Source organism: Corallococcus macrosporus DSM 14697, assembly GCF_002305895.1.
Lineage (GTDB): Bacteria > Myxococcota > Myxococcia > Myxococcales > Myxococcaceae > Myxococcus > Myxococcus macrosporus.
Genome location: NZ_CP022203.1, coordinates 833,978 through 848,683, shown reverse-complemented (window position 1 = coordinate 848,683; position 14,706 = coordinate 833,978). Strand labels below are relative to the sequence as shown.

The following is a 14,706-nucleotide window of genomic DNA, read 5'->3' as shown; positions in this document are numbered from 1 at the left end:
AAACTTCGTCCGGCAGCCAACACTGCCCCGGACGCGGCCCCACCCGGCGTGAAGGTCCGGTGCGCGCGCCGGCAGGGCAGGCAGGCTCAGTGCCGGACGCGAGGCGCGGGCGCGCGGACGCGCACCTGCATCTGCTCTTCTCCCGCCACCACGTTGCTGAGCACCTCGCGCTGGTCCGGGGACATCCGCGCCACCGCGCGCAGCGAGGCCACCAACACCAGGGACTCCAGCGTGTCCGGCACGCTGATGCCGTCCGGCCCTGTCTTCAGCGGCAACGGCAGGCGGGGCGCGCGGCCCGCGGCGGTGAGCGCGTCCACGGCATACGCGGGAGACGTGTCCAGCGTGACGGCGATGGCGGGCAGGCTGGTGGCGGCGTCACCCTGGCCGCGCGCCTGCATCTCCATCAGCATCTGGAGCGCGCCCGGCTTGAAGTACAGCGCCAGCCCCGCGCGCCCGTCCCCCATGTGGAACACGCAGCCCTCGAAGGTGTGCGTCAACGGCCCGGTGACGGCCACCTCGAAGGGCTGGCTGTCATCCCAGTGCGTCCAGGGGCGCGCCTCCCAGTACTCCGTCGCCGCCTGCACGAAGAGCAGCGCCTTGTCCGAGCCCAGCCCGGACAAGCCCCGCTGCCCCCACGCCACGAAGGTCGCGATGGCCGCGCAGGATGACAAGGCCTGCGGCGAAGGCGCGGCCACGGCGAGCCCCAGCTCCGCGCCCGCGGCGGCCAGGGCCGGCTCACACCGGACCTCCGCCGCATCCACCCCCTGCAACAACGCCCGCACCCCCGCCCCGTCATCCGACTCGAAGACGGGTGGGGCCGGCTCCCCCGTATCGGAGATACGCAGATACACCTGCACCTGCGTGGTGCCCTGGCTGATTGGCACGGGGCCCAGCTTGAGCAGGTAGAACATGGCGCCTCAACCTCGCTTTCCGTCCAGGGCCTTGCGAACGTGCTTCAGCAGCGCGTGGATGTCGAAGGGCTTCTGGAGGAAGAGCATTCCGGGATACAGATGTCGCAGCGCGGACACGTCCACCGCGCTCATCCCCATGAGTGATACATCCTTGTAGGCCGGCTCGGCGCGGATGCGCTCGATGAGGGCCGGCCCATCCAGGATGGGCATCATCCAGTCCGTGAGGACCAGGTCCGGCTGAAGCTCCGCCATCCGCTCCAGCGCCTCACGTCCGTGAGACGCCGTCAGAACGCGGTAACCCTCCTCTCGAAGGAGGTCCGCCAGGGCTTCCAGGATGCCCTGCTCGTCATCCACCACCAGGACCGTCTCCATACGGGTGGTACTACTCCTAGACGTTCGTTCAGAAATGGCCAGCGCCCGGGTGCCGGGCAAGTCCCGTGAGCAAGGTATCCACAGTGATACTGAAGGGAGGCAGCACCTCGATTCCCTGGGGGGTGATGACGAACTCCCTCAGGGTGGGGTCATAGTGGGTGTCACGCATCTTGAAGATGCTCAGCAGCCTGCGCAGGCGGCCTTCAAGCTCGACATGTCTCAGGAAAAAGAGGTTCTCCGCCACAGCGGAAGGACCGACCTCCATCGGGACGTCCAGCACCGGACCGAAGAGCCGTGGCGTCTCCATGCCGAAGAGGGTGGTGGTCCCCGTGCAGCGCAGCTCCTGGGTGAGCGCGGCGAAGAACGAGTTGATACGCGTGGGCTCCGGCGAGGCCTGCTGCATCGCGCTGAGCCCATCCACGAACACCCGCTTCACGTTGCGCCGCCGCACGTCCGACAGGAGCTGGTCCGCCAGCACGTCGAGGATGCACTCCGAAGGCGGCTGCCAGATGAAGTTGAGCCGCCCATCCGCCATGGCCCCGCCCAGGTCGATGCCCGCGGACGCCACCTTGCCCAGCAGCCGGTTGGGCGGCTCGTAGAAGCCCATGTAGAGGCAGTTCTCCCCCTGCTTCAGGCCCTCCGCCAACAGGCTGCTGCCCAGCATCGTCTTGCCCGCGCCGGGCGGCCCGAGCACCAGGGAGGTGGACCCCGCCGCCAACCCCTCCGGGAAGAGCGCGTCCAACGATGGCACGCCGAAGTGGATGCGGTGCGCGCCGGGGTCCGGTGGCGGCGCGCGCTGGACGCGCGACTCCAGCCGCGGGAAGACCTCCAGGCCCTCACTGGTGATGCGGAAGGCGTGGACGCCGTGCAGCGTGGCGCTGCCCCGGAACTTGCGCACCTGCAGCTCGCGCCAGGCGCGCACGCCCTGGGTGCGCTCGCGCAGCTCCAGGATGCCATCCACCATCGTGTATTCCGGATGGACGGCGGGCCCGTTGGCGCTGGTGAGCAGCAGCGCCGTGAAGCGCGTCAGCCCCGCGGCGACCTGGAGCTCGTGGATGAACTTCTTGAAGTCACGGCTGCTGCCGGCCGCCTCCTGCGCCTGCACCAGCCCGTCCAGCACCAGGATGCTGGCCTTGTGGTTGCGCACCTCGCGCCGCAACAGCTCCAGCAGCCCCGGCAGCCCCTGCTCCTCCAGCGTGCGGAAGCCGCTGACGTAGTAGACGCCCTCGGGCAGCAGCGCCGAGTCGAAGAAGGCCATGTCCCGCATGTTGGCCAGCATGCGGGCGTGGGACTCCGCCAGCAGCGTGACGTACAGGCACCGCGCTCCCGCGCGCCCCTGGTGGTAGCAGAGCTGGTTGGCGAAGAGGGTCTTCCCCGCCCCCGGCTCACCGACGACGATGTAGACACCCGACGACACGAGGCCGCCGCCCAGCACGGCATCAAGCCCAGGCACGCCCGTGGAGACGCGCGAGTCCTGCCGTGCGGGTTGCTCGGAAGAGGACATGATGTCCGCTCCATACCGTAATTCGTCCCGGCGCGCGCCGCGGAATGCAAGGCCCTCAGCGGTCCGCGTCCAGCAGCGCGCGCAGGTCGCTGGGGATGGGCATGGGCGTGAGGATGCCCACGTTGGCGCCCCCCGTGTTGCCTGGCGGCGCCCGCCCCAGCCAGGAGCCCGGCGCGGCGACCAGCAAGCGCGCCACCTGCCCCACCCCCTCCGCCACGTCGCGCCGGCGCCACCCGAACCCCAGCATGCGCCAGTGCACCCGCACATGAGGCCCGGCGTGGGCCTGGCTGAGGACGTGCGCCCGCTCGAGGTGCCGCCAGGCACGCGCCAGCTCCGAGCGCGATTCGGACGCCTGGGCCTCGCGCAGCTCCGCTTCGAAGGCGGCGCGCAGCTTCGCCTTCATGGTCATGGCTTCCTCCAGGAATGGGACATGGCGCCATCTTCGCGCGGCGGCGCCCACGCCGGCTTGTAGGAACGCGCTATCGCGTGGGCGGGCGCACCCACTCCACCACGCCCGCAATCTCCGACGGCTCGAGGCCGAAGGTCCAGCGGAACGCGGGGTTCAGGCGCGCGCTGCCGGTGAAGCCCGCGGCGTGCCCGGCCCCGGGGCGGCTCAGCGCAGGATGGGACCGCTGCTGAGCCGCGACACGGCGCCGTGCAACATGCCGAGCTGGCGGGGCATCCTTTCGAGCAGCGCGCGGAAGACGGGGTCATCCGTCTTGCACGCCACCTGCAACGGCGGCAGGGGCGGCGGCGCCCGCCGGGCCTTGAGCGCGTCCGCGAGCTCGTCGAGCACGCCCCCCGCCTGGTGCGCGAACTGCTTCAATTGACCGGGCACCTCCTCCTCCGGCCGCTCCGTGCCCAGGGCCGTCACCACGGTGGCGAAGCGGCGCGCGTAGGTGATGACGGCCATGCCGGACTCGAGCTGCTGCGGCGGCCCGTGGTACTCGGCGGTGAGCCGCTCGAAGGAGGCCTCCGCGTCCAGCAGCGCCAGGCCGAAGCAGCGCCGCGCCGCGCTCACCTCGGGCCGGATGCCGCTGCCGCGGGAGATGACCTCCCGCAGGTAGTCACTGTCCGCGCGCAACGCGGCCGCCGCGGCCTCCGGGAAGCGTCTGCGCTCCGGCATGGGCCACAGCAGCCACGCCCCTGCCAGCGCCATCGCGCACGCCACCAGCACCCCCAGCGCGCGCTGCCCCGCGAGGCTCCAATCCCCCGAGCTCAGCGTGGCCAGCAGCAGGTAGTCCGGCGTGAGCAGAATCTGGAAGGCGCCGAAGTTGATGGGCAGCAGCGACACCGACACCGCCGTGAGCAGGACGATGACGGTGAGCAGCGCGGACGGTGAATGCACCCGCGTGGCAATCACCGCGGCCAGGCACGCGCCCAGCAGCGTCCCTCCCACGCGCTGGAGCGCGCGCTCCTCGGTGATGCCCGAATAGGGTTGGAGGATGGCGATGACGGTGAGGCTCACCCAGTGCGCGTCGCGGATGCCCAGCGCCTGCGTCACCACCAGCGCCGCCGTCGCCACCAGCCCCACCCGGAACGCGTGACGGAAGACGAGCGAGTCGGAGTGGAGGTGGTCGCGCAGCGGCGCCAGCCACGAGCGCGCGCGCCGCTCCTCGTTGCCCACCAGGCTCCGCCCGCGGTCTGACACCGGGTCGCCATGCAGCAGCCCCGCGGTCGTCTCGTGGACCACGCCCGCCATCTCCCGCAGCTTCGAGAGGACCGTCTCCACATGGAGGGACAGCAGGTCCTCCTGCGTCCGGATGCCCGGCGCGGGGCTGTAGTGCCGCCGGCGTGAGCGGGGCGCCAACCGGGGGGCGCGCGGCGCGCCTTCATTGCGCTCGCGGTCGAGGACCTGCTCCACCCAGTTCGCCATGGCCGCATAGGCGTCACACAGCGAGCCCACCCGCGCGCGCAGCGGCACGAAGCGGGGCTCGCGCACGGCCGCCTCCATGGCCTCGGCCAGGGCGATGAGCTGCGCGGACATCGGCTCGCACGTCTCGAGCAACACCAGCAGGTGCTCGCCCCGCTGGGACCTGCCCAGGTGGCTGCCGCGGGTGGCGCCCAGCGTGGCGCGCGCCTGCTCCATCAGGGGCCGCACGCTCATGTGTCGCTCCGCGGCCTCCACCCACGCCTGGGAGCCGGCGCCCTCGCGCGACAGGCGGCCCAGGTCCCAGCACGCCTCCGCCAGCTCCCGGTACACCCGCGCGATGGCCCGCCGCGCGGGGCGGTAGGGCCGCAGCGGCCAGAGCACCAGGGACAGCGTCATGGCCCACAGGCCGCCGAAGAGCAGCCAGAAGGCGCGGGCCAGCGCGGTCTCCACCCCCACCGCGGGCGCGCCCAGCGACACGACGAAGATGACCGCGAGCTGCCCGCCGATGGAGCCCGGCGTCTCTCCGTAGCTCCGCGCGAAGGCCGCCGCCGTCACGCCCAGCCACATCAGCGTCACGTCCAGCCAGGGCAGGGACCCGCCCGGCGCGCCCAGCGCGCCCACCAGCGCGCCCAGCAGCGTCACCGCGCCCAGCTCCTTGGCGCGCGTCCGGTAGGAGCCGCCCTTGTCGGCCAGTGAGACCAGGAGGCCGGACAAGCCCCCCCAGCTCGCGTCCTTCACGCCCAGCAGGAACGCGAGGATGAGCGGCACGGCGGTGGCCAGCGCGGTGCGGAGGCCCGCGCCAATCGCGGGCTTCCCTGGCCGGACGCGGAGGACGGAGCGCAGGTGTCGCAGCAGTCGGCGCATCCTGGAGCGTTGACACCGCGCGGCGCGGAAGGAACCTCCGCCCTCCCTCTCCGGGCACCCCCGCGGCCAGGAGAGCCAGCGCGCCCGGGCCCGGGCGCCCAGGCGCTCCGCGCGCGGGCTTTCACGGACCGGCGGAGCCGCACATGCCGTAACGTGGGCGCCCCGCCAAGGAGCGACACCTCGTGGAGACCCTCGTCCGCATCGCCGAAGGCCTGGGCCGCTTCTCGTCGCGCTTCGTCCCCAGCGCGTTCGCCATCGCCGTCCTGCTCACGCTGCTCACCCTGGCGCTGGCCACCGGCTGGGCCGGCGCCGCGCCGCCCGCCGTGCTGGACGCCTGGGGCGGCGGCTTCTGGGAGCTGCTCGGCTTCTCCATGCAGATGGCGCTGGTGATGTTCACCGGCTACCTGCTGGCCCTCACCGGCCCGGTGCGCGCGCTGCTGGAGCGCGCGGCGCGGGTGCCACGCACGCCCCGGGGCGCGGCGGCGTGGATGGCCTTCGTCTCCATGGCCCTGGCCTACGTCAACTGGGGCCTGTCGCTGGTGGCCAGCGCGATGCTGGTGCGCTTCATGGTGAAGCGCCGGCCGGACGTGGACTACCGGCTGCTGGTGGCGTGCGCGTACTTCGGCCTGGGCGCCACCTGGCACTCGGGCCTGTCCGCCTCCGCCCCCCTGCTGGTGGCCACACCGGGGCACTTCCTGGAGCAGCGCCTGGGCGTGCTGTCCATCGACAGGACGCTCTTCTCGCCCTTCAACGTCGGCCTCACGCTGGCCGTGGTGGCGGGGCTGACGTTGCTCGCGTGGGTGCTGCACCCGAAGCCGGAGAACACCGTGCGCGTGGACCCGGCGGTGCTGGAGTCCCTGGGTGACTTCGTCCCGCCCCAGCGCCCCGAAGGGCGCGGCTTCGCCCTGTGGCTGGACCACTCGCGCCTGCTCAACACCGTCATCGGGGTGCTGGGGCTCCTGTGGCTGGGACAGCACCTGTGGATGAACGGCGGCTGGCGCGCGCTCAACCTCAACGTGGTGAACTTCACCTTCCTGGTGCTGGCGGTACTGCTGCACGGCACGCCCGCGCGGCTGCTCAAGGCCAGCGAGGAGGCCGGCACCGTGCTGCACGGCATCGTCCTCCAGTTCCCGCTGTACGCGGGCATCTACGGCATCTTCAAGGCCACCGGCCTGACGGAGCGCATCGGCGAGCTGTTCGTGTCGCTGTCCACGCGCGAGACCTTCCCCGCCATCGTCTACCTGTACAGCGGCGTGGTGAACTACTTCGTCCCCTCCGGCGGCTCGAAGTGGGCCATCGAGGCGCCCTACCTGCTGGAGGCCGCGACGCGGCTGGGCGTGGCGCCGGAGAAGGTGGTGCTGGCCTACGCCTGGGGCGACATGGCCACCGACCTCATCCAGCCGTTCTGGGCGCTGCCGCTGCTGGCCGTGGCGCGCCTGGAGTTCAAGGAGCTCCTGGGCTTCTTGCTGGTGGCCTTCCTCGTGTACCTGCCGCTGGTGACGCTGGCCTTCCTCCTCTTCGGCTGAGCGGCGCCGCGCGGTGTGCTACATCCAACGGACCAGGACGGGCCTGGGGGCCCGCCACATCACGAGAACGAGGGGACTTGAGATGGCGAAGATGCTGACGCGGGGCCTGCTTTGCGCGGTGCTGGGGATGTCGTCCGTGGCCATGGCGCAGGACGCGGAGCCCGCCGCCGCGCCGGTGAAGGCGCCGGACGCGGACGCGGTGCGTGACACCTGGAACTTCTTCTACAAGGGCCAGGGCCAGGGCCCCGTGCTGGTGGAGGCCAAGGTCTGCACCGAGGTCGCCAAGGAAGGTCCCAACAAGTACGAGTGCACCGCCGAGGTCGGCCCCGAGGGCGTCAAGGCCGGCACCAGCGTCATGCTGTGGCAGGCCTACCTGGTGCCGCAGGGCGACACCATCGACGACCTCATGGTGCAGACGAAGCAGGGCGCCCTGGTCCGCGATACGAAGGACGTGAAGATCAAGGGCGAGGGCTGGCGCGCGCGGCAGTGGACGGGCCTGCGGCTGAGCAAGCCCGGCACCTGGACGGTGTCGGTGCTGCGCGGCGACCAGGTCCTCAAGGAGATTCAGGTCAAGGTGCTCTGATACAGCCCTGAAGCAGTGGGGAGCACCCGACGCCCGCCAGCGGCCCCCCGGCCACCTGGCGGGCGTTCGCGTTGGCGCGCCAGGCCCGCCCCCCGCCCCCAGGGCGGAGCGGTCCGTCGTTTTTCCCCGGACGTTCCCTGCCGGACAGGCGTTTTTTCAGCGCGCCCGACACCCGCCTCCGCCCCAGGGGCCATGTTCCGTCGCGTCCCAGAGGGAAGACGCCTGGAGGCGGCGGCTGGCAATGCCCTTGCACAAGGGGTGTTCCGGTTGAGGGGCAGGGGGTTGTCGGGGCTGGGGTTGGGGGAGAGGCCGGGGCGGGGATGGAGGGGCGGCGGCGATGGATGGTCGGGGTGCTGGCGTTCGGGTTTCTCCTCGCGGGGTGCGGGGAGAGGGCGCACGCGGCAGCCCGCGCTCCGGGCTTGGAGGTCGCGGGGTCGGCTGCAGGTGAGGGCGAGGGGGTCCTGGCGTGGACGCGTCCGCTGGCACTGGGGGACAGCGAAGCGCCGCATGCCGTGGTGGCTCCCGACGGGGACGTCCTCGTCGCTGCGACCTACCGTGAGCCTCTGGACCTTGGGGGAGGCCCCCTGCCCTTCAACCACGTATCCAAGGCGCCTCACCTGTTGGTGGCGCGCTTCTCTCCGGAAGGCACCCTGCGCTGGGCGCATGGGCTGACGCCGGAGGAAGGCACCACGCGCGCGCGCGTGGGCGGGCTCGCGGTGGACGGCGCGGGCAACGTCTGGCTGGGAGGCGTGTCCGCGGGCTTCGTCCTGGGGGAGCAGGCCATCCCCGCGGGGCCCTTCCTCACGAGGCTGTCGCCCCAGGGCGCGCTGGAGCGCGTGCGAGGCTTCACCGGCACCGGCGCGCTCACCGTCAACGCGCTGGCGCCGGATGGCACGGGCGGCGTGGTGCTGGTGGGGGACTTCCATGGACGGCGGGACTTCGGCGACGGCGTGAGGGAGTCCCCTCGAGGCCAGCGCTCCGCCTTCGCGGTGAGCCTGGACGCCAGCGGCCAGACGCGCTGGAGCCGCACCTGGGCCGCGGGGGCCGAAGGGCTGGTGACGGCCCGGGCCGTGGCGGTGGATGTCTTTGGCGGCGTGCACGTGGCCGGGGCCTATGCGGGCTCGGTCTGCTTCGGCGGGCCGGCGCTCGTCACGGTGCGCCAGCGCACGCCCTTCGTGCTCAAGCTGTCGTCAGACGGCGCGCACGCCTGGAGCCGGGATTTGCGCGGCACCACGGGCACCGCGAATGCCCTGGCGGTGGGCCCCGACCGCGTCTTCGTTGGCGGCAACTTCTCCGGGCGCTTCTACTTCCAGGGAAAGCCTCACACCTCCAACGGCTACCACGGCTTCGTGACTGTCTTTGATGGGAATGGCAAGGAGCGCTGGGCGCGCTCGTTCGAGGCCACCGCCACCGCGCTGGCCACCGATGACGCCGGCCAGCTCACCGTGGCCGGGACCCATGACGGCGGATTGGATTTGGGCGGCGGCGCCACGCCCGCGGGCCTCTATCTGGCGCGGCTCCACCCCGAGGACGGCGCGTCACTGTGGGTGCGCAGCTTCACCAGCCCCAGCGCCCCGCTGGCGCGCACGGTGGCGGTGGACGTGAGCGGCCATGCTGTGGCCGCGGGTACGCTGGCGCGGGCGCATCCCGAAGGCACGCCCTACCCTCGCGCGCAGGATGGCTTCCTCCTCCGCCTGAAGCCCTGAGTCCTGTTCATCGATGAGGGGACCTCATGGGGGAGTCTGGCGAGCAGCGGCCACGGGCCCCCTCGGCGCCACATCCGCCTCCCGAATGCGCCCCTGACGCCTCATTTCGCGCACCAGAAAGGGGGCATCTCGCTCCAAGGACCAGAGAGGGACAGGTTGATCAGCAACCTTCGGGCTCCAGTAGCTGTCGAAGTACCGTCGACACATGTGCTGGTACTCACGAGAGTCGAGCCCCAATCGCTCGATGGTTTCACGGACCTTGGCGTCCACCTCCGGGGCCAACCCCACGGCGGGCTCCACCTTGAACGTCCCCAGGTTGAGGACAAACCACCCATCCTCGACCACGAATGGGTCGAGCACGTCGGCAAACTGTCGCTTGCGTGCATTCATCTGAGAGCAGGCCAGCCGATAATTGCCCCACTCGTAGGCCTGCCGATGCTCCGCGCTCACCATGGCGACAAAGTGGTCGACGGTCGGCCCGCAGAGCGGCTCAATGTAGAAACAGGCATATGCGCAAATGCCCCCATATGAATCATGCAGGACGGGCAGCGCACGGGTCCAGTAGGCATATGAGCGCAGAACCGAGGCATCCAAATCCTCGATTCGGTCCGCCCGCTTCGCGATTCGCGGGCCACGGCGCCTGAACAACGGCGGCTGGCCAGTCAATTCAGCCAAGGCACTCAAGCCAGGCTGCCGAACCTCTTTATCGAAATCAAAGGCAGGAGGACGTGGCTCTGGCTGTTTCAAGACACGAATCACTGCATGAACCCCGCCTCACGAGCCCAGAAGCGCCACCGCAACCAGAATGGATCAATCTCGGGAAGGCTGGCGCGCAGCGCGTCGCGCGTCTCAGTGAACTCGTCGGACGAAACGCCGTGCCGCCGCTCCATCAACCCCTCGGCGCGCTTGATGGCTTGCTCTGCCTCCAGCGAACGGGGCTCCTTGAGGTCGAAGATTTCAGAAACGAGCCAGGAGTTCGCGTCTCCCCGGCGATGCCACTCCTCCTTGTGAAGGACGACCTCCCTGTTCTGGAGATTGAGGTGCCACAAGGCATCTTCGTTGGCGTCAAAGAGTGGCTCAAGTGAAGCCAGCAGCAGCGGCGAGTGTGTCACGGCGAGAATCTGGACCTGAACGTCACCAGCGCCCGTGAGCGCCTCCATGACCTTGAGCCATCCGCTTCCGGTTTAGCGGCCGCTCCCGAGGGAAGCCTCCCGCTTGCGTCGTTCACGCTCGCGGCGCTGCTGGCGTGAACGAGCGGTCACCTCCGCGATGAGGAGGATGCGCTCCTCCAATTGCTCCAGGGTTACGCCCCGGCTCATCATCGCATGCGACAGCAGCAGTGGGGCGCAGCGGGTCAACGCCAGCACCAGCGCGAGCCGCCCCGTCGCATGCTGCTGACCCGACTCGCCTGCCTTCTGCTGCATCGACAGTTCCAGCAGGCGCGAGAGGGCCAGGGCAATCACCTTGGCGTACACCAACGAGAGCACCGCGCCAGGCCGCGTGGCGCGCAGCGCCGTCAGTCCCACACCGGATTTGAGGGCTTTGAAGAGAAGTTCCACCCTCCAGCGCAGACGGTAGGCCTCGGCCACCTCCAGGGCTGTCAACACGTCGCGGCCTACCGTCGTCAGATACCAGCGCCGCTCACCCTCTGGCCCTTGCACGGCCACCACCCGCGCCGAGGCCGTGCGCCCCTGCTTCTCCAGTTGCACGTCCACGTCGATGACGCCGCCCTCCTCACGCAGCACGCCCTGCAGTAGCGCATCCGTCAGGCGCATGCCCCGGGCCCGCACGCGCTCGCCCTTGCCCACGTGCACCCGCAGCACCTTCGGGTCATGCTGGGCCTTCAGCCGCACCAGGAAATGGGCTCCGGCCTCAATCGCATCAAGGAAGCGGCCGGTGTCTGTGTACCCCAAGTCCATGAAGGTGAGCGTGCCGGGCGCCAGCGCCTCTTCGGGCAATGCGCGCGTGTCCTGGGTGCGCTGGGGCGTCACTCCGTCCGCCACCGGCAACTCGTCTCGCAGCGATACCAGCGCGTGCCATTTGAAGGACGCTGGCCGTGCCTGGCTGGTGGAGGGGGCCCAGTCAGCCGCCAGTCGCCGCAGCAGTTGGCAGGTGGAGTCGGCCACCTGCACGTCTGAGAATTCTTCCAGCAAGGCTCCCAGTTCATTGAAGGGCTTGTCCTCGCCGATGGCCTCGCGCACGGCCTGCACGGCCCGGCCGGCCACCTCACACATCAACAGCCCAAAGGCGTGGTTGAAGCGCTCGAAGAAGGCGCTGGGTGACAGCTTCTGTCCGGTGAGCGCGATGTAGTTGGCGAAGGCCGTTGTCTGCGTGCCGGGCAGCGGCGTCACCGCGGCCACGGTGGACTCCACCAGCGCCACCAGGTCCACCTTGCGCTGGCGCTGCAACGCACCCAACCGCCGCGCCGCCTCCAGAATGTCCTCGGCCGACACCAGTGCCCGGAGTCCCTCAGCCACCTTCGCTCTCGGAGTATTCTTCATGCCGGGAGAATGGTCCTCGTCCCTCCGTTTCGACGGGCCCTGCCTGCTCGGCTGCACCTATCTCTCTGATTCTGCTCTGCTTTTCCTCACCGCGTTAAACGGACGCGGATGGACCTTGAGCAGGGAGCGCAGGACCGTCCGCTGCCAACGCGGGTGCAGATGGGCCTCCACCTCGTCAATCAAGAAGATGATCGACCGGGTGGCATCCTGGTTCATCAACCGACTCGCCTGCAGATGCTCCTGCCACGTCCACACCAGCAAGTAGGCCAACGTGATGACGCGCCTGACGCCCGCGGACGCATACACCACCGGCACCTCCTGGCCATAGCCCGTGCGCAGCGTCGGCATGTCCCGGACGTCTTCCAGGCTGATACGCGTGAGCTCTCCCGGAACGAGAAGCTCCGCATCAGAAGGAGACAGCGCATGAAGCGCCTGGCGGAGCTGCCGATACGGCTCCTTGTTGCTCCCTTGCCAAGACGCCCAGTCCGCAATCAGCCCGTTGCACAAATACTTTCCATCAGGCTTGAGACCATCCCACACCTCCTGGGAACTGAAGAGGTAGGCGGGAGGCCGATCTGGCGCATCAACCCCCAGCGACGGCGCGTTTCTCCAGTAGTTACGCGCCGGGTCCCACACCGAAAACGAGCCGTCCACCCGAGCGTAGAGCACCATGCCCGGATTGGGGGGCCGCCCTCCCTTCAAGGTCCAACTCTGCGACTTGAAGTCGTATTCGCTCGAGTAACGGACGGGCTTTCTCTTCCCCTCGAACTCGAAGGCGATGCGGGGTTTGAGGCCAGCCCCTCGATGCGGCGCGGCGGGGTGTCCCGCCCACGTCCGGGTCAGCGCCCACCAGGCAACATCCAGGATGAAGGTCTTCCCCACCCCGTTGTCGCCGGTGATGAGATTCAGCCGGTGGGCGAAGTCGAAAACGAGTTCTGGGGCTGGCCCGACATGATGAAGTTCCAGCCGATCAAACATCGCTTCCTCCTGTTGAATCCAACGTGCTCTTCGCGTGCTCTATAGGTCAGGTCGGAAGATGAACCAAGCGCACAGACGTCCTCGAGCACGGAGCCACCGCCTCGGCCGACCTGACACTTGCCGCGCCACCTGGGTCCACCGCGCCATTCACTCGGAGAGTCCCCCTCCAGGCGAAAGCGCCCCGCGCCTTCGAGCCCTTCGCCACGGCCCACGTCACGCACTGGCGCTGAGCCATGAGCATCACCGCGTGAGGAGCACCGCCCTCCTGTCCGCATTGAGCACCTGAGGCCCCGCTGGCAGCGACGCCAGCGGCGTGTCCCAGTGTGAGTGGCCACAAATCACCAGCAGGTCTTCGCGAGCCGGCAGGCACTCCCGGATGGCCGCGCTCCCACGGAGGTGCGGCCCGGGCGCATCCGGCCCCTGGTGAAGCACCAGCAACTCCGGGCCCTGCCGCATGACGCTCCGCAGGCCCTGAAGAAACGCCGCTTCATCGCGCCGGCCCGGTCTGTCCGGGCGGCCGATGATGCCCCCCACGCCCCCCACTCGCAGGCCATCCACATCCACCACGTCCCCATCCAGCAACCGCAGCGCTGGGCGCTGGCGAAAGAACCGCGCCTGCTCCCGCGCGGTGCCGAACGTGTCGTGATTTCCCGCCACGCCCACCACCCAGCGGAACTGCTGTCCGAAGGCTTCCCACACGGGCCGCACATCGCCGGAAGCACCTCGCACCAGCGCGGCATCGTCGGAGAACAGGTCCCCCGCCAGCACCACGCCCGTGTGCGCGAGCGGAGGCAGCCCCCCCTCCGCGCTCAAGGCCGCGAGACCATCCGCCAGGACTTCGCCCAGGAGGGCCACCGCGCCTCCCAGCGCGGCGCAAGGCGCCACCCCCTGCAGGTCCGACGTCACCACCAGGGCATCCAGGCCCGCTGGCAACGCGTCGACGGTTCCCCGCAGGAGGGGCAGGTCCTGGGTTTCAACGCCACCTCGGGGGGCCGCGGAGAGGTGGGGCCACGAGAACAACGGCGCCGTTTCGAGCTTCAGGATTCGCATGGCGCCCAGGTCGCCCCGGGCCGCGCCATCCCGACAGTCACGAGGCACCCCGCTTCGGCTGGGAGCCCGGCCTCAGGCCCCAACCCGTGGACCGCGGCTCAGAACAGCCGCCGCAGCGTCAGCGAGATGTTCGCGTTGGCGGAGCGCACGCCGCTCAGCAGGCACCGCGTCACTCCGGGAATGGCCGACACGTCCATCGTCTTGATGGCGAGCGCGCCTTCGTAGCGACCGCCGGAGACCCGGCCCAGGACCGTCACCATCGTCGTGCCCGGCGGGCGCACGTCCACGCCACCGATGAAGTCGATGGTGCTCTCCGAGCCGTCATTCCAGGTCACCGTGTTCTGGGTCGACAGGCTCGAGACCAGACAGCTCGCCGAGCTGGCGCCGATGATGGTGAACGAGCCGAAGGCCAGCCCCGGGTCCGACGGGGCCCGGCAGGAGGAGAGCTGCCCCGTCCCTGTCACGGTCGTAAACCGGGCGAAGAGCGAGATGGCCGGCGCATAGTCCTGGCGCTGGTTCCCCTGGGAGCACTCCACCAGGGTCAAATCCGGCGACGGCTGCGCGAACGCCTTCCCAGGAACGGCGACGAACGCCAGCGCCGCGGCAACACCACTCACGCATCCAAGCAATCGCTTCATGACGACCTCCAGACCAGCAGGGGGGAGGCGCCAAGATTGAGAGCGACCCTCGATGCAGCCATTGCCTCGGAGCGCAAGCCCTCGTCAGCCGCTTGCCATTCCTCACGAATGACTGACTCTCAGAAAATGAAAGACACCGCATCCAGCCCGTGTGCCCCAAGGGCCGCGTCTGTCTTGAACGAGCTCGAAGGGTGGGAGCA

14 protein-coding genes are annotated in these 14,706 nt (G+C 69.9%); 3 read left to right on the top strand and 11 right to left on the bottom strand.

Annotation, left to right across the window (positions count from 1 at the left end; all coding sequences use genetic code 11):
- Positions 1-86: 86 nt before the first annotated feature.
- The 5 genes from MYMAC_RS03665 to MYMAC_RS03640 form a co-directional block, all read right to left on the bottom strand.
- On the bottom strand, positions 87-911 hold the full coding sequence (locus MYMAC_RS03665) for a hypothetical protein (protein WP_095957053.1): 825 nt from the start codon (positions 909-911) through the stop codon (positions 87-89).
- A 6-nt stretch (positions 912-917) separates the two neighbouring features.
- Positions 918-1,283 (bottom strand): response regulator, encoded by a 366-nt coding sequence (locus MYMAC_RS03660; RefSeq protein WP_095957052.1) that lies wholly within the window; start codon positions 1,281-1,283, stop codon positions 918-920.
- 28 nt (positions 1,284-1,311) lie between these two features.
- Positions 1,312-2,787, bottom strand: coding sequence for a DUF7125 family protein (locus MYMAC_RS03655; protein ID WP_095957051.1), 1,476 nt, complete (start codon positions 2,785-2,787; stop codon positions 1,312-1,314).
- Positions 2,788-2,842: 55 nt separating this feature from the next.
- A complete protein-coding gene (locus MYMAC_RS03650; protein WP_013936138.1) occupies positions 2,843-3,196 on the bottom strand; it encodes a DUF3703 domain-containing protein in 354 nt (117 codons plus the stop codon).
- A gap of 204 nt (positions 3,197-3,400) precedes the next feature.
- On the bottom strand, positions 3,401-5,524 hold the full coding sequence (locus MYMAC_RS03640; RefSeq protein ID WP_095957049.1) for an FUSC family protein: 2,124 nt from the start codon (positions 5,522-5,524) through the stop codon (positions 3,401-3,403).
- Between the two features lie 182 nt (positions 5,525-5,706).
- Here MYMAC_RS03640 and MYMAC_RS03635 point away from each other — a divergent pair, with 182 nt between their 5' ends.
- From MYMAC_RS03635 to MYMAC_RS03625, 3 genes are all read left to right on the top strand, one after another.
- The gene (locus tag MYMAC_RS03635; protein ID WP_013936140.1) at positions 5,707-7,050 is read left to right on the top strand and encodes a short-chain fatty acid transporter; all 1,344 of its coding nucleotides are present in this window, start codon (positions 5,707-5,709) and stop codon (positions 7,048-7,050) included.
- Positions 7,051-7,132: 82 nt separating this feature from the next.
- Entirely contained in the window at positions 7,133-7,633 is a 501-nt protein-coding gene (locus MYMAC_RS03630) for a hypothetical protein (protein WP_013936141.1), read from the top strand.
- A 512-nt stretch (positions 7,634-8,145) separates the two neighbouring features.
- Positions 8,146-9,339, top strand: coding sequence for an SMP-30/gluconolactonase/LRE family protein (locus tag MYMAC_RS03625; protein WP_239989329.1), 1,194 nt, complete (start codon positions 8,146-8,148; stop codon positions 9,337-9,339).
- Between the two features lie 24 nt (positions 9,340-9,363).
- Here the strand turns inward: MYMAC_RS03625 and MYMAC_RS03620 are convergent, their stop codons facing one another.
- From MYMAC_RS03620 to MYMAC_RS03595, 6 genes are all read right to left on the bottom strand, one after another.
- Positions 9,364-10,098 (bottom strand): HNH endonuclease family protein, encoded by a 735-nt coding sequence (locus tag MYMAC_RS03620; protein WP_157757441.1) that lies wholly within the window; start codon positions 10,096-10,098, stop codon positions 9,364-9,366.
- On the bottom strand, positions 10,095-10,499 hold the full coding sequence (locus tag MYMAC_RS03615; protein ID WP_239989328.1) for a hypothetical protein: 405 nt from the start codon (positions 10,497-10,499) through the stop codon (positions 10,095-10,097). The genes MYMAC_RS03620 and MYMAC_RS03615 overlap by 4 nt, the downstream gene beginning before the upstream one ends.
- A 24-nt stretch (positions 10,500-10,523) precedes the next feature.
- On the bottom strand, positions 10,524-11,816 hold the full coding sequence (locus tag MYMAC_RS03610) for an IS4 family transposase (protein ID WP_157757440.1): 1,293 nt from the start codon (positions 11,814-11,816) through the stop codon (positions 10,524-10,526).
- 81 nt (positions 11,817-11,897) lie between these two features.
- Positions 11,898-12,818 (bottom strand): AAA family ATPase, encoded by a 921-nt coding sequence (locus MYMAC_RS03605; RefSeq protein ID WP_239989327.1) that lies wholly within the window; start codon positions 12,816-12,818, stop codon positions 11,898-11,900.
- A 240-nt stretch (positions 12,819-13,058) separates the two neighbouring features.
- Entirely contained in the window at positions 13,059-13,868 is an 810-nt protein-coding gene (locus tag MYMAC_RS03600; RefSeq protein ID WP_239989326.1) for a metallophosphoesterase family protein, read from the bottom strand.
- Positions 13,869-13,966: 98 nt separating this feature from the next.
- Positions 13,967-14,506: a hypothetical protein gene (locus MYMAC_RS03595; RefSeq protein WP_043709389.1), complete on the bottom strand. Its 540-nt coding sequence runs from the start codon at positions 14,504-14,506 to the stop codon at positions 13,967-13,969.
- Positions 14,507-14,706 lie beyond the last annotated feature (200 nt).

Bases quoted from the DNA above. Each gene is read 5' to 3' on its own strand.
- MYMAC_RS03615 (WP_239989328.1), bottom strand. From the start codon at position 10,499: ATGGAGGCGCTCACGGGCGCTGGTGACGTTCAGGTCCAGATTCTCGCC.
- MYMAC_RS03595 (WP_043709389.1), bottom strand. From the start codon at position 14,506: ATGAAGCGATTGCTTGGATGCGTGAGTGGTGTTGCCGCGGCGCTGGCG.
- MYMAC_RS03650 (WP_013936138.1), bottom strand. From the start codon at position 3,196: ATGACCATGAAGGCGAAGCTGCGCGCCGCCTTCGAAGCGGAGCTGCGC.
- MYMAC_RS03630 (WP_013936141.1), top strand. From the start codon at position 7,133: ATGGCGAAGATGCTGACGCGGGGCCTGCTTTGCGCGGTGCTGGGGATG.
- MYMAC_RS03655 (WP_095957051.1), bottom strand. From the start codon at position 2,787: ATGTCCTCTTCCGAGCAACCCGCACGGCAGGACTCGCGCGTCTCCACG.
- MYMAC_RS03640 (WP_095957049.1), bottom strand. From the start codon at position 5,524: ATGCGCCGACTGCTGCGACACCTGCGCTCCGTCCTCCGCGTCCGGCCA.
- MYMAC_RS03660 (WP_095957052.1), bottom strand. From the start codon at position 1,283: ATGGAGACGGTCCTGGTGGTGGATGACGAGCAGGGCATCCTGGAAGCC.
- MYMAC_RS03665 (WP_095957053.1), bottom strand. From the start codon at position 911: ATGTTCTACCTGCTCAAGCTGGGCCCCGTGCCAATCAGCCAGGGCACC.
- MYMAC_RS03600 (WP_239989326.1), bottom strand. From the start codon at position 13,868: ATGCGAATCCTGAAGCTCGAAACGGCGCCGTTGTTCTCGTGGCCCCAC.
- MYMAC_RS03605 (WP_239989327.1), bottom strand. From the start codon at position 12,818: ATGTTTGATCGGCTGGAACTTCATCATGTCGGGCCAGCCCCAGAACTC.